Source organism: Mesorhizobium intechi (assembly GCF_002879535.1).
Taxonomy (GTDB): domain Bacteria; phylum Pseudomonadota; class Alphaproteobacteria; order Rhizobiales; family Rhizobiaceae; genus Mesorhizobium; species Mesorhizobium intechi.
Genome location: NZ_PNOT02000267.1, coordinates 1 through 13421, shown reverse-complemented (window position 1 = coordinate 13421; position 13421 = coordinate 1). Strand labels below are relative to the sequence as shown.

General features: G+C 58.9%; 10 protein-coding genes and 3 pseudogenes. 11 read left to right on the top strand and 2 right to left on the bottom strand.

All coding sequences use genetic code 11. From position 1 onward, the window contains the following. The 11 genes and pseudogenes from C1D09_RS33505 to C1D09_RS23600 all read left to right on the top strand — a co-directional run. Positions 1-216: pseudogene (locus C1D09_RS33505) on the top strand (hypothetical protein); the annotation flags it as partial. A gap of 123 nt (positions 217-339) precedes the next feature. After that, positions 340-1266, top strand: coding sequence for a LysR family transcriptional regulator (locus tag C1D09_RS23645; protein WP_143976553.1), 927 nt, complete (start codon positions 340-342; stop codon positions 1264-1266). Between the two features lie 202 nt (positions 1267-1468). Continuing rightward, a complete protein-coding gene (locus tag C1D09_RS23640; RefSeq protein WP_143976555.1) occupies positions 1469-2902 on the top strand; it encodes an NAD-dependent succinate-semialdehyde dehydrogenase in 1434 nt (477 codons plus the stop codon). 48 nt (positions 2903-2950) lie between these two features. Next, on the top strand, positions 2951-4453 hold the full coding sequence (locus C1D09_RS23635; RefSeq protein WP_143976554.1) for a fumarate hydratase: 1503 nt from the start codon (positions 2951-2953) through the stop codon (positions 4451-4453). Between the two features lie 223 nt (positions 4454-4676). Then, entirely contained in the window at positions 4677-5174 is a 498-nt protein-coding gene (locus C1D09_RS23630) for an Lrp/AsnC family transcriptional regulator (RefSeq protein WP_143976552.1), read from the top strand. 160 nt (positions 5175-5334) lie between these two features. Beyond that, entirely contained in the window at positions 5335-6741 is a 1407-nt protein-coding gene (locus tag C1D09_RS23625; RefSeq protein ID WP_143976551.1) for an aminotransferase, read from the top strand. Between the two features lie 267 nt (positions 6742-7008). Continuing rightward, positions 7009-7734, top strand: a complete 726-nt coding sequence (locus C1D09_RS23620; RefSeq protein WP_143976550.1) for a LuxR family transcriptional regulator — start codon at positions 7009-7011, stop codon at positions 7732-7734. Positions 7735-7824: 90 nt separating this feature from the next. After that, positions 7825-8450, top strand: a pseudogene (locus tag C1D09_RS23615) (acyl-homoserine-lactone synthase). Positions 8451-9520: 1070 nt separating this feature from the next. Beyond that, positions 9521-9754: a helix-turn-helix domain-containing protein gene (locus C1D09_RS23605; protein ID WP_143976549.1), complete on the top strand. Its 234-nt coding sequence runs from the start codon at positions 9521-9523 to the stop codon at positions 9752-9754. 931 nt (positions 9755-10685) lie between these two features. Further along, positions 10686-11018, top strand: coding sequence for a transcriptional regulator domain-containing protein (locus C1D09_RS33860; protein ID WP_246135848.1), 333 nt, complete (start codon positions 10686-10688; stop codon positions 11016-11018). Continuing rightward, entirely contained in the window at positions 10963-11478 is a 516-nt protein-coding gene (locus C1D09_RS23600; RefSeq protein ID WP_246135847.1) for a DUF2285 domain-containing protein, read from the top strand. Before C1D09_RS33860 ends, C1D09_RS23600 begins: the two co-directional genes overlap by 56 nt. 525 nt (positions 11479-12003) lie before the next feature. On the opposite strand, the pseudogene C1D09_RS33855 reads toward C1D09_RS23600, so the two are convergent. After that, positions 12004-12344: pseudogene (locus tag C1D09_RS33855) on the bottom strand (insulinase family protein); the annotation flags it as partial. A gap of 84 nt (positions 12345-12428) precedes the next feature. Beyond that, the gene (locus C1D09_RS33250) at positions 12429-12728 is read right to left on the bottom strand and encodes a hypothetical protein (protein ID WP_167514721.1); all 300 of its coding nucleotides are present in this window, start codon (positions 12726-12728) and stop codon (positions 12429-12431) included. Positions 12729-13421 lie beyond the last annotated feature (693 nt).

Genomic DNA, 13421 nt, shown 5'->3' with positions numbered 1-13421 from the left:
GCGGGTATCCTCCTGGCTCGCAGCCGCGATCCGGCGCCAGGCACGATCCTTTCCAAGGCGCTGAAGCTGGCTCACTTCGGCGACGCCAAGAAGACAACCGCGCTGCTCGATGCGGCCGCGCGCGGGATGTCTGCATTCTCGTTTAATGGTAAGATGGTTGATCCGCCGGTGGTTCGGCGCGCCCACGGCACTCTGGCTCTTGCGGGAAGCCACTGACCTGCCTCCGGTCAATGAGACCGGACATTTTTCCCAGTATGCAGTAGGCGGTATTACTTGCTGGCCATCTAGTTTCGAGATAAATACGAAGGGACTGGGAAAGCGCCTCAATTGGGTTAAGCCGTGGATATCAGGCAGTTAAAATACTTCGTCGGCGTCGTGGAAGCCGGCAGTTTTACGAAGGCCGCTGCGCTCCTTCACGTTGCTCAAAGCGCCTTAAGCCTGCATGTGCGTCAACTGGAGGAAGGGTTCGGAACCCAGCTGCTCGTTCGCGATAGGACGGGTGTCAGCGTCACCGCGTCCGGAGACAGGCTGCTTGAGCGCGCCCGGATTATTCTAAGGGAAATTCAGCTCACTGAAGCGGAACTGACCAACTCGGTGGCTGCTCCTTCCGGAGAAGTGACCATTGGCATCCCGTCCGGCGCCGCGCGCGTGCTTAGTGGTCCCCTGCTTGAATCGGTAAGAAGCGAGCTTCCGAGGATCTCGTTTAAGATGATCGAGGGCATGACGGGACCGCTGGAGGAGTGGATGGGTGCTGGCCGCTTCAATCTGGCAGTCCTGTACCGCACTGCCGAGAGCGTGGGGCAAATGACGGTGCTGGCCCGCGAAGAGTTTTACCTGGTGGTGCCGCCGGGTGAACCGCCTTTCGAAAATTCGATCCCCCTCGTCGACTTGCACGCGTTTCCCCTGGCGGTTCCGATGCGCAATAACAACGTCAGGCGTTCGGTGGCTGATGTCGTTGCGCAACACGGTTGTGTGCTCGACGTAAGATTCGAAGTCGATTCCCTTTCTACGATCATCAATATGGTCATGGAGGGAAAGGCGTATTCTATCCTCACGCCGTCGGCCATTCAGAAAGAGGCATCTCAAGGCCGCGTCCGGACGGTGAAGATCATTGATCCGGTGATCACGCGATCCGTTGTCCTTGCCGTTAACGCGAAAGATGAGCGCTCTCCAGCCGTCTCTGCCGTCCGCAACCTGATCCCCAGGGTGGTCAGGACATTGATCGAGAGCGGACACTGGTCAGCCACGGCTCCGGACCCGGCTTAGGCCATTCTTCAAACCAAGCTCTTGCAGTGCTATCGCCGCGCCCCTTCGCGGTTGCCTGAGCTTTATCAATCTGTATTCGAGATGGTTTTGGTCGACATTCCATATTTGACCGGGCGTGACCATCGCGATGAAACTGCGGAAGCGAGCCCATGGTCCGGATGTCGGCTGGTATCGCACTCAATTCAGTCAAGCGGAGCGCGCTATGTCCCACGCCACGAGCTATGAGCTCTTTATCAACGGTAAATGGCGAGCCGCTAGTGACAGAACCACGTTGCCCCTTATTAACCCGGCGACGGAGAAGGTATTTGGCTCGGTTGCCTCGGCGACGGTGTCGGATCTGGACGAGGCCCTCGCTTCGGCAGAGCGCAGCCGCAAGGCTTGGTCCTCACGGTCTGTCAAAGAGCGCGGCGAGATCCTCGTGGCAGCCGCCAGGATTCTTGCCACAAAGGCAGGCGACGCAGCGAAGGATTTGTCGGCCGAACAGGGAAAGACGATTACCGAGGCCACAGGTGAGTACGCGCGCGCTGTCGAAACGCTGGAGTGGAACGGCACCCACGCCGAAGAGCTGTCGGCCCCGATTCCGTTGGGTCCGAACAGGATGATCGTGCCGGAGCCCCTCGGTGTCGTGGCGGCCTTCACGCCTTGGAACTATCCCGCCGTCCTCATCGCCCGCAAGCTCGCCCCTGCGCTGGCAGCAGGCTGTCCGGTGATTCTTAAAGGTGCGGAAGAGACGCCAAGCGCCGCCGTGCATATCGTAGAAGCCTTGCGCTATGCGGGTGTCCCGGACGGCGTGGTCAATCTCGTCTTCGGTGTACCGGTGCATATTTCGCGCCATCTCCTCAGTTCCTCAATCGTGAAGGTCTTGACTTTCACGGGCTCCACGGCAGTCGGAAAACAGCTTGCCACGCTCGCCGCGAATAATTTGCAGCGCTGCGTCCTCGAACTCGGTGGACACTCCCCCGTCGTTGTATGCGCGGATGCGGACCTCGCACAGGCGGTCCCCGCGATATCGGAATACAAGTTCGAGTGCGCGGGCCAGAGCTGCAACGCGCCGAGCAGGATTCTCGTCGCGCGGTCTCTCTATGAGGAATTCCTATACCGAATGAGGGAAGCCGCTCGCAAGATCAAGATCGGTCCCCCAGACGACCCCGCGACGGAGATGGGCCCTATGGCGAACGCGCGGCGAATTGAGGCCATGCAGCGTCTGATCCAGGATGCGGTCGATCGCGGCGCCCACATCGAGACTGGCGGCACCCGCCTCGACCAGCCAGGTTTTTACTGGCCGCCAACCATCCTGACAGGGGTGCCAAAAGATGCCAAAGTGCTTCATGACGAGCCGTTCGGACCGATCCTCACCCTGGCGCCGTTCGACACGATGGAGGAGGCGATCGAAGAAGCCAACGCCACTGTGTATGGCTTGGCCGCCTACTGCTTCACCGGCGCCGCTAGTGCGAAACGGGCGCTGATCGATGGCCTTTCGGCGGGCGCGGTCAGTGTGAACTACCTGAAAGGGGTTTCGGCAGATGCGCCGTATGGAGGCATTAAACAGAGCGGCTATGGATACGAAGGGGGTGAGCAGGGGGTGCGGAGCTTCCAAAGCCTGAAAATGGTCAACGGCCTCGGCTCATTTGGATGAGATCCGGTGGGAAATAGATTGCGGATCATCGCCGGCACGGACATCTCAATGAGCGTCGCCGACGCTCTTCAGTATATCTCATACTACCATCCTCCAGATTATGTCCGGTCTCTTTCGCAGGCGTATGCGCGCGAACAGAGCCCGTCGGCAAAGAATGCTATCGGGCAGATTTTGCTGAACTCGCGCATGGCGGGCTTCGGACGGCGCCCGATCTGCCAGGACACCGGTCTTGTGGTGGTCTTTGCAAAGGTGGGCATGGGCGTCCGCATTAAATCAGCGGCGAGTTTTGCCGACCTCGTGAATAGGGGCGTTCGCCTAGCATATCTTGACCCCGACAATCCCCTTCGACCGTCGATCGTCTCGGATCCGCTTGGCCGACGATTGAACACGCGTGACAATACGCCGGCAGTCGTCCACGTGGAACTCGTGCCTGGCAACCAGATTGAAATCACCATCGCAGCAAAAGGGGGCGGGTCCGAAAACAAGGCGCGTTTCACCACCCTTAACCCTACCGCATCGGTTGCCGACTGGGTGGTCGACACGGTTTCAACCCTTGGCAGCGGATGGTGCCCACCTGGCCTGATCTCGGTTGGCATCGGTGGCAGCGCAGAAAAGGCTATGCTGCTGGCCAAGGAGGCCATGAACGAACCTATCGACATGTCGGAACTGACCGCCAGGGGGCCGTCAAGCGCGGAGGAGGCACTGCGGATTGAGCTTTATGAGCGAATTAACGGGCTAGGCATCGGCGCCCAAGGCCTCGGTGGCCTGACAACAGTCGTGGACGTCAAGGTTGCAACCTATCCTACCCACGCCGCGTCCAAGCCAGTCGCGCTCATTCCGCAATGCGCCGCCAACCGGCACCTGAGCTTTACATTGGACGGCAGAGGGCCGGTCCAGCTCCAACCCCCCGACCTTTCTGAATGGCCACAGATCGGAAATGAAGACTTGCACACCGCAGATGTCCGGCGGGTAAATCTCAATACGCTCACAAAGGAAGAGACTGCATCATGGCGCTGCGGAGAGACCCTCCTTTTGTCCGGAAAGATGCTGACGGCCCGTGATGCCGCCCATAAGCGGATGGTCGATTTGATCGATGCCGGCGAGCCGCTTCCAGTCAATCTGCGGGGGCGCGTGATCTACTACGTCGGACCCGTCCGCGCGGTGAGGGATGAGGTCGTCGGGCCGGCTGGCCCAACAACGTCCAGCCGGATGGATAGTTTTACTGAAAAGATGCTCGCCGCGACGGGGCTATTTGCGATGGTCGGCAAAGCGGAGAGGAGCCCGGCGGCCATCGAGTCAATTGTCCGTCACAAGACGCCCTATCTCGTCGCAGTGGGTGGTGCTGCGTACTTGATTTCAAAATCGATCAAGACGGCGCGGATCGTGGCCTTTGACGACTTGGGCATGGAAGCCATCCATGAATTCGAGGTGCAGGACATGCCGGTCATCATGGCTGTCGATGTTCAAGGAAACTCCATTCACAATTCAGGGCCACTCGAGTGGCGTAAGCGCATGGCGGCGGATACGATCGCGCGCAACATCGGAGTCTAATTATTCCGGTTAGCCAGCCCGTCCTGCCTTGCTTACACACCGACTATGAAAAGGCGGTGAGAGCTTTGTTTTCGTTTTGGGCAAGCTGTGCGCATGGGCTAATGTCTACACCAGCATCGCCTGCGACGAAGACAACACTAGGCTGGCACGACCGGACCATTGATGCAGCTGGCGCCGAAACCAAGCAGACTAAACGTAAAGCCATATTTAGCTCGGCAACGCCATGAAGTCGAAACCCGACACGGTTCGCCTGGACGCATGGGACCTTCGCATCCTGGCGGAGCTTCAGGCACACGGTCGGATATCAAAAAGCGAGCTTGCGAAGCGCGTCCATCTGTCGGCGTCGGCTTGCTCGGAGCGGCTGCGCATACTCGAAACAACAGGGGTTGTTGAAGGCTATTACGCGCGGCTGAGTCCATCCCTCACCGGGGGCGTGATTTTCGTAATGGTGGAGGTCGTTCTGGATCGTCATCGCCTCGAAGACCAAAGACACTTTGAGACGGCAATTCAAGGCATCTCCGAAATCTTGGACTGCTGGGCGATCGGGGGCCGGGTCGATTACCTAATGCGCGTTGCAGCTCCTTCTATGGCTGCCTACCAGGAATTCATGGAGGGTTTGCTGCAGGTTGGACTCGGGATCGACCAATATTACAGCCTCATCGTGACGAAATCCGTAAAATCCAATTCGCCCATTCCATTGTCCGCGCCGAGACAACGGTGAGTTCCGAGTCCGTGTTTTCGACGGAGTTTGAAGCAACTTCCGTGGATTCATCGGCCACGGACGTACATTGCCGTGGAACGTGAAGTGGGACCGTCGGTATAGTCAGCCTTTGACGAGCGGGACGGAGTGTTTCCGCCGGGCGATCAACGGGAGAGCGACAATGAGCCTGACCAATTTGGGAACCAAGCAAGTCCAGGAAAAGGATCGGAGCTACGTCTTTCATCCGTCCACGCATTTGGCAAAACACAGCCGCGGCGAGACGCCAAACCGGATCATGGCCGGAGCGGAAGGCGTCTACATCTGGGATACCGAAGGCCGAAAGAGCCTCGACGGTTTCGGTGGGCTCTACTGCGTCAACATGGGATACGGATGCACGGAGATCGCTGACGCCATTGCGAAGCAAGCGCACGACCTACCGTTCGCTCATGTCTATGCCAGCCAAGGCACAGAGCCCGTTGCCCGCTTAGCGGAGGCCGTGGTCGAATATTTCGGGCAAAACATGCAAAGAGTTTATTTTGGCCTGTCCGGTTCCGATGCCAACGAGACCAACATCAAGCTCGTCTGGTACTATAACAACATTCTCGGTCGCCCTGAAAAGAAGAAGATCATTTCGCGACATCGCGGTTATCACGGTTCCGGCCTAGTCACTGGAAGCCTGACAGGTCTTCCGTTCTTTCATAAGTTTTTCGACCTGCCTTTGAACCTAGTGCGCCACACAACGACCCCACATTACTATCGCCAAGCGCATCAGGGCGAATCCGAAGAAGCCTTCTCGAAACGTTGCGCCTACGAACTTGAAGCACTCATTATTGCCGAGGGTCCAGAGACAGTTGCAGCCTTTATCGGAGAACCGGCACTTGGGACCGGAGGCATCGTTCCGCCCCCCCGGGGGTACTGGACGGCCATTCAAGAGGTGCTGGACAAGTACGATATCCTTTTGATCGCTGATGAGGTGGTTTGCGGTTTCGCACGCACCGGTGCGAAATTCGGCTCCCACCTTTATGGAATGCGCCCGGATTTCGTCACGATCGCCAAAGGCGTCAGTTCCGCTTACCTCCCCATCTCCGGATCAATTATCGGCGACCGCGTCTGGTCGGTCCTGGAAGAAGGGACAGAGAAGCATGGGGCTCTCGGCCATGGCTGGACATATTCGGGACATACCCTTTGCGCGGCAGCCGCACTTGCCAACATTCACGTCCTCAAGGAAAGAAATATCCTGGAGCATGTCCAGGATATTGGCCCCTATTGGCTTTCCCGCATGAAGGCGGAACTGGAGGGACATCCCATTGTCGGCGAAGTTCGCGGCGTTGGAATCCTGTCCGGCGTGGAGCTGATGCGGGATCCCAAAGCCCGCATACCTTTTGAGCCCGAGCTGCAGGTAGGCGTGCGGGCCGCCGCTGCCCTGCTTGAGAACGGTGTCATCGGCCGGGCCATGCCGCACAGCGATACTCTCGGCTTTGCCCCGCCACTGATCATCACCCGGGACGAAGTCGAGATCATCGTCGATGCGACGGCAAAGTCTGTTGACACGACGTACCGCGCCTTGAAGGCCGAAGGCGCGGTTTAATCTTTGCGAGTGAAACGACTTTTGTCGCGGCTGTTGTCCGGTCCTCCCATTTGACCGCGGATGTTGCGCCGCGAACCCTGCCGGCGCACCTCCCCGCTGGCAGGGCCTATTTTTGAGGCGTTGCAGGTCCGCCGCATCGGTCAAATGTATTGTTTGGGAACTACGATAATGACCCCTATGAAGCCACTATGATGCCGAGCATCTGGACTTGCTGCCACCTGCAGGCAAGTTGCCGAAAACCCAGGCAAGTTTCTGATAAGGGCAGACATGCAATCTGTCTTCGAAAGATTTTTGGAACAGCTTTCAGAAGGCGTCGATGAGGTCGACTTCCGCAGGGCCCTGGCCTATTTGAGCTCACAACTCGACCTGCTCGCCTTCGCCTATCTCTCGCTCCCGCCGCGGCAAGGTGACAAGCCCACGCTGATCTCCAACTATCCGACGTGCTGGACAGCGCGCTATCTTGAGCACCAGTACCAGAGCATTGATCCCGTGATCGTGCGCGCCCGGGGCGGCGGATCCCCCTTCCGATGGGGCTCTTCGCTACCCGGTGTTGAGCCATCAGCAGCTCAGCGTAGGCTCTTCGACGAAGCGGCGCAGTTCGGCATCTGCTCTGGTTTGACGATCCCGATTGTCGATCTTCGAGGCAATTTCGCGGCGATGACCTTTGCCGCTGACAAGCGTGATGCTTCATTTATCCGCGCCGCGGAACGCTATGAACACGGTCTCCCTTACGTCGCGACCTGTTTTCATATGTTCGTGCGTCAGAAGCTTTCGGCTGATCGACTGGTGGATGGCGTCTTACTGACGGCGCGAGAATACGAGTGTCTGCAATGGGCCGAGAAGGGCAAATCCAATCGGGATATCGGCTGTATCCTGGGAATCACGCGGCATACGATAGCGTTTCATCTGGCGAACGTCCGCAGGAAACTTGACGTTAGCACGACCAGACAGGCAGTTGCCCGTCTCGCGGCTTCAAATTCTTCGCGTTGCTGAATCTGGCTATACCTCCGCAACTATATAGGCTGCCATAGCGTGAAGCTTTGTCTCCAATGACGGGGAGATTTCCCCGAAGAGGAGGCTTCCATGATCCAACTGATTGCACCAGACTGCTATGAGGACTTTGCCGATGATCTGCATGCCATGCATCGCCTCCGCTACCGTGTCTTCAAAGAAAGGCTCGACTGGCAGGAAGAGGCGGTGGCTACGAAATCGACTCATTTGACGCATTGAGACCGCATCTGTTGCGGCGGGGTTTCGAGTGGCGGGTAGATGGTTGCGTGCGCCTTTTGCCCTCGACTGGCCCGACGATGCTTCGCGATACCTTCCCCATGCTATTAGACGGAAAGAGGGCACCCGAGCATCCACGCATCTGGGAAAGCAGCCGCTTCGCGCTTGACATTGCCTCGTCGGCACTGAAGGGAGCGGGCGGCATTGCGATCCCTACCTACGAACTCTTCGCCGCCATGATTGAGTTGGGCCTCTCACACCAGCTCAGCCACATTGTAACGGTCACCGATTTGCGCATGGAACGCATCCTTCGCCGCTCCGGCTGGCCGTTGGAGCGCATTGGAGAGCCGCACACGATTGGCGCCACCCGCGCCTTGGCCGGCTATTTAGAAGTGTCGGAAAAGATGCTCCAGGCGGTTCGGCAAAACGGTGGGATTGCCGGTCCGGTGCTGTGGGCGCCGGTGCTTCGCCGGGTGGCATGATCACGCGGCGGGGAGCAGTGTCATGTCCATATCTGTTGCGCCAGATGCCGATCAGAAGTGGCAGGATCGCTGCTCCTATGACTGCGCTGCTCAATAACGTCGATTGTCTTCGCTGGGAATTCTTGTGTCGCAATCCGGCATTCCGGTGTGATCTGGTCGCTGCCCTCCAGCAGGCCAATAGCCTACGTCTTAGCCCTTATCGACGTGATCGCTTCGGCGGGAATCTTTCACGCTGGGGTGTTTTGTTTCGCCCAGTCTGAGGCACGCCTGCGATCGTGTTCTGCTGGCCGCGCCGGTGCGTCCTTGATTGCCGGTCGTCGCGGAACAGCCGTCGCTATCGCCAACCGCGGCGCCGTACGACCTGACGGCATTGTCACGCCGAGGCGCTCGAGTGCGTCAAGCCCCTTTTGCCTCATCGGTGAACTGCCTGCCCACTGTTTCGGCACGGAAGACGCGCAGACCGCTTGACGTTTCCTTGATGGTGCGCTCGACGGGTCACTTGCTGGAGCATCCAGCGCGAGATTAAATTGGCGTCGCGTCCAGTCCGACTGCAAGGTTCCTTCCGATCATCTGCGCTCGAATTCTTGCCGCGCCGTCTCTCGTGGCTGGGCGCATGGCCGGCACCGGGACGTACTCGTCTAAAATAGGCATCGCACCGCGTTGCAGCTCACGGGGCGAACAGTTGCGCGCAACCCGTTGTCACCATCCAATTCGCTTGATCGATATGGCTGCGAACGGCATTGCGGGCGCGGACCGGTTCAAGGATCGGGTCGATGCCAAGAATAAGTTCGGCCATTTCTTCTAAATTTAGGCTGGCGTTATCGGCCCAGGCGTCGAGGATGCGCAGGTAAATGGTGCGATGCTCCCGGTCACGCTCGTGAGACTCTCCGACCAGGGAACTTCGTCTCGCAGTGCTGAGCTTTGGGTCCCATCTGTTCCCGTTGATTTAGTCATGTCTGTCACGAACCTCGCATGTTGATCGCTGGATTCAAGACAGCATATCCCAAAATGGGATAATCCGGAACCGGGATTAGTGGCCGAGCCGGTCTTTTACCTGCCCGGTTCGCTACATGCCCAAGTCTCTTAGATCTCCCCGCCACCAGCGGTTTCTGGCCCAGTTGATGTCTTTGCGCAAGGCCAGAGGCATGACCCAGGCTCAGGTGGCTGAGAGGCTTGGCCGGCCGCAATCCTTCGTTGCCAAGTACGAGGGTGGAGAACGGCGTCTCGATGTCATTGAGTTTCTCGATGTAACTGCAGTGCTTGACGCTGACCCATGCGTAATTCTGTTGAACCTCCGGACGTAGCGGCGCCGGCGCGCCTAACGGCGCTCACCGGCCGCTCGTGGATGGAACGCGCTTCTCGGCACGTGCGCGCCCATTTGGCTTAGCCTTGGCGCGGCTCCTCAGGTACCCGCAATTCTTATCTGTTGGGCTCAGCAGTGCTAAGGTGGGCGCGCCCCGCTGTAGGCCCGCCGCGGCGGACCGCAACGCTTCGCTCCCGCTTCGGGTCCTTTCTTCGTTTCAGTCCTTCGGATGCGGTCCGCCTGGACGGCGGCCCTTCCGGTTGTAACTCGCGGCTTACCCTGCTTCCGGGAAAGCGGTTAACGGTCGACGATGTCTTCCTGACGCCACGTATTGGTATGCCGCAGCAACAGGGCAGTGCGGGCGCAAGTCTGCCTGGCAAATCGGCTGCAGCAGGGCAGCGGAGCCCATCCGCGCTTTATCTCCATACCGCCCACAAAGAAAGCTCGACGTGAGCACCACCAACGAAACGATTTGCGCGCCTCGCCGGTTCGTTTTGCGGTCCACTGACCAGTCGGCATAACCTGTACAACTGCACAGGCTGCCCTAGCGTGAAAGTTGGCCTCCAATTGCGAAAAATTTACCCGAGGAGACCTGCGATGACTGAGCTTATATCGCCCGCGCTACGACAACTTGCCCACAAGCATCGTGCAATCCACCGCCACGCCACTGGGTCTTCAAGGAACGTCCTGAACGGGACCGAGGAGCCGATCACTGCTATCAAACCGACTCCGTTGGCGTGCACAGGTCGCGCTGGCTGTCGCTGTGCGGCGACAGCTTGGTCGCTATTTGAGCGCGTCTTCTGCCCTGGACATCGCCAATGGCGCACGCTTCGACGAAACGGCGCAATCGAGGTCCGGTGCCTTCGGTGCCGGTGCCTAGGCGAGTGGCATAATGTGTCGACGTCCGTGGGAGCGGGGAGGGGGGCACAGTCGTGACTGGCGCGGACGAGGCTGATTGGCGCGATGAAAGATCATACGATTACACCGCTGGTCTGACGACGCGCGAGTGGGCCTGGGAGTTCTTGCGCCGCAATCCAGCATTCCAACTTGATGTGACCATTGCAGGCCAGCGGGCCAAGACCTGGTCTCACCAACCGTTTCTCAACGTGGTCACGTCGGCCGGCGACCTGTCACCCTGGGGTGTTCTGTTTCGCCGAGTCTTCTGGGCGCAATTCCATTGTGTTCTGGTGTCCGTTCTGGTGCGCCGATGTGCTGCCGGTCATTGCAGAACAGCTGTCGGCATCGCCAGCGACATTGCCGTTTGATCTGTCGGCACTGCCATGTCGTGCGACGGTCATGCTGGCGCCCGACAAAGGCCAGCATGTTCTTCTTCGCAACGCGGAGCGTACGCTCCAGCTCGCCGTCTCAGGCGCGGATATCTTGCACCCTATTCACCTCCGTACCGAAGCGATCTGGCCCGCGATGTTTTCGAAGCACCGCCTGAGGGCGCTCGAGTGCCTCAATGCTCTAAGCCTGGGCCAACGCCTACCTGCCCGCTTATTTCGGCCGGAAAAACGCGGTGCCCGTTTGACCTTCGTTCTTCGTGCGCTCGACGGCGCACTTGCCGGGGCTTCACATCGCGAGCTCGCCGAGGCGCTGATTGGTCAACGGCGCGTCCATGCCGACTGGGCGGACCCTCGAGATCATCTGCGCGACCGCATTCGCCGCGCCGTCTTTCGTGGCCGCGCCCTCATGAATGGAGGGTACAGAGGTTTCCTTCTTTGAAAAGTGACAGTCGGCCCTGTGCGTCAGCCGGCGAACAGTTCGGAGCTATCCCGGTCACCACCGTTCGCCCGGTCGACATGGCAGCGAACAGCCTTGCGGGCGCTCTTGTTTCAGGCGTCGGTCAGGCCGAGATGCCATTCATGAAACTTGGAAACAATCTCCGTGGGACTGATCGAGCAACGGTGGAAAGCGCAGTCGCGGCAGCGCTTGCGTCGGCGGCTTCGCCGATACCTGTCACTGGTCCTGATATTCGAGCGCGAATTCGCGGGCGAAGCGGGGAAAAGGAATGCACGACAATAACGTCGAACGGCGGCGCCGGCCGTCGCCATGTCGACAACACGCTGCAATTCAGGGCTGTGGTCACCGGTGCCGCTGGCGCTTGGTTCGACAAATTCGCCCCTACCTGCTAATTGCGGTTGGCGCAGTATGCCAGCGCCTGCCGACGCTGGTCCGGGATCGACAGGTAATAGTCAGCTTGCCTGCCCATGCGCACGCGCAAATAGAGGGCCATGCGCAGTGGCTGGCATTCAGCATGATGCCCTCGAAATTGGCGCCGGCCGCCGGGCTATGCCTTGCTTGACTACGAGCGCCTGATACAGCCGGCTGCGACTGCCCCCGCCGAAATCTGGGCCAGCACGTCCAGCGTTCGGCTTCGCTGGGCTCAGCGGTGCGATAGGACGGCACCACCCAATTTCTGGAGAAGAAGGCAACCGCAAAGCGTCATCGCTCGGCGCCAACGTGCGCCTCGTGTTCTGCACCGGCTCAGCGGGGTGGTCGCGTGGCGGCAGATCCGGTCCACGCGGGACCTTGCCATAAGTCTTCTCGGCCGGCGCCTTCACCCTCTCGGGCTCGACATCGCCGGCCACTTTCTGTCGTTTGACGAACGGCTTCACATGGACACGTGACAGCGAGCGAACTTCATGGTCGAGCTTCGCGGCTGGCATCCCTGATTACGCGCCGTCGCACATGCCTACATCGCAACGATGCACCTCGGCAGCTCCGTAAAGAAGACCAAAACGTACCCGCGTGACGTGCAGGAAATTGTCGCACTTCCCATCGGCAAATTGTTGGAAACTATGCGCAAGCGGCGCGAAAACGCCGATTTCCTGCCAGGACAGGGCATCATTCGCGCAAAGCGGTCCATTGGCGCTGCTATATTCACGAACAGGACCTTGAGCCGTTTCGCTATCGAGGATTGGCCAATAGAAATCACCGACAGCAGCCTGATTACTGAAGGTCGAATGTTCCAAAAAAATACTACTGGTGATCTACTGGAGTTTTTGACAGGCAGATTTGGTATTGGCCTGTGTGAGAGGTTGTAAGGCTAAGTGTGTCATTGCTAGTCCCTCCCATTCAGCGAGATTCGACAATTAAATATGGAACGCGCGACAGATATGCAATCGAACGTATCGAGCTGACACTCGACCGCCCCTAGACTGTTCAAGAAGATCTACAGATGACTTCGCGGTGCAGCCGAACCCGAGCATATGAGGACCAAGGGATGAGACCTTACCGCGACGGCCCGGCTTCATGGATGTTCCGGCCGCCCGGGAGAAACGGCCGAGCATTCCGAGAACATTCACGGGTTTGCTGTCGGGTCGCGCCGCTATCCGACGAACTTGTTAATTCTCTGCGCGGGGATTGGCTGCAATGCGCCTCCTTTCATTAAGGTCAGTATCGTACGCTTCCGGAAAGCAGTCGCTCATGCGACGTCATAAGCGTGGGCCTTTCGGTGCGTCCCCGAAAGCCGGTATGTACGTCTCCTCACTCCCGCATTTTGGCGTGAGCGGTCGGCGATAACATCTATCATCGTCGGCGTTGCTTGGCGGGGAGCAAGTTGTGGCTAAAAGATCATATACATTCCGGCTGCTGAAAGAGCATATCGCCGATCCAGCGGATTCGCTCAAAGAACAAAATCGGCTGGAGGAAAAGCCCCTTACGGG

Coding starts and splice junctions, on each gene's coding strand:
- C1D09_RS23640 (WP_143976555.1), top strand. CDS start 1,469: ATGTCCCACGCCACGAGCTATGAGCTCTTTATCAACGGTAAATGGCGA.
- C1D09_RS23635 (WP_143976554.1), top strand. CDS start 2,951: ATGAGCGTCGCCGACGCTCTTCAGTATATCTCATACTACCATCCTCCA.
- C1D09_RS23630 (WP_143976552.1), top strand. CDS start 4,677: ATGAAGTCGAAACCCGACACGGTTCGCCTGGACGCATGGGACCTTCGC.
- C1D09_RS23625 (WP_143976551.1), top strand. CDS start 5,335: ATGAGCCTGACCAATTTGGGAACCAAGCAAGTCCAGGAAAAGGATCGG.
- C1D09_RS23620 (WP_143976550.1), top strand. CDS start 7,009: ATGCAATCTGTCTTCGAAAGATTTTTGGAACAGCTTTCAGAAGGCGTC.
- C1D09_RS23605 (WP_143976549.1), top strand. CDS start 9,521: ATGCCCAAGTCTCTTAGATCTCCCCGCCACCAGCGGTTTCTGGCCCAG.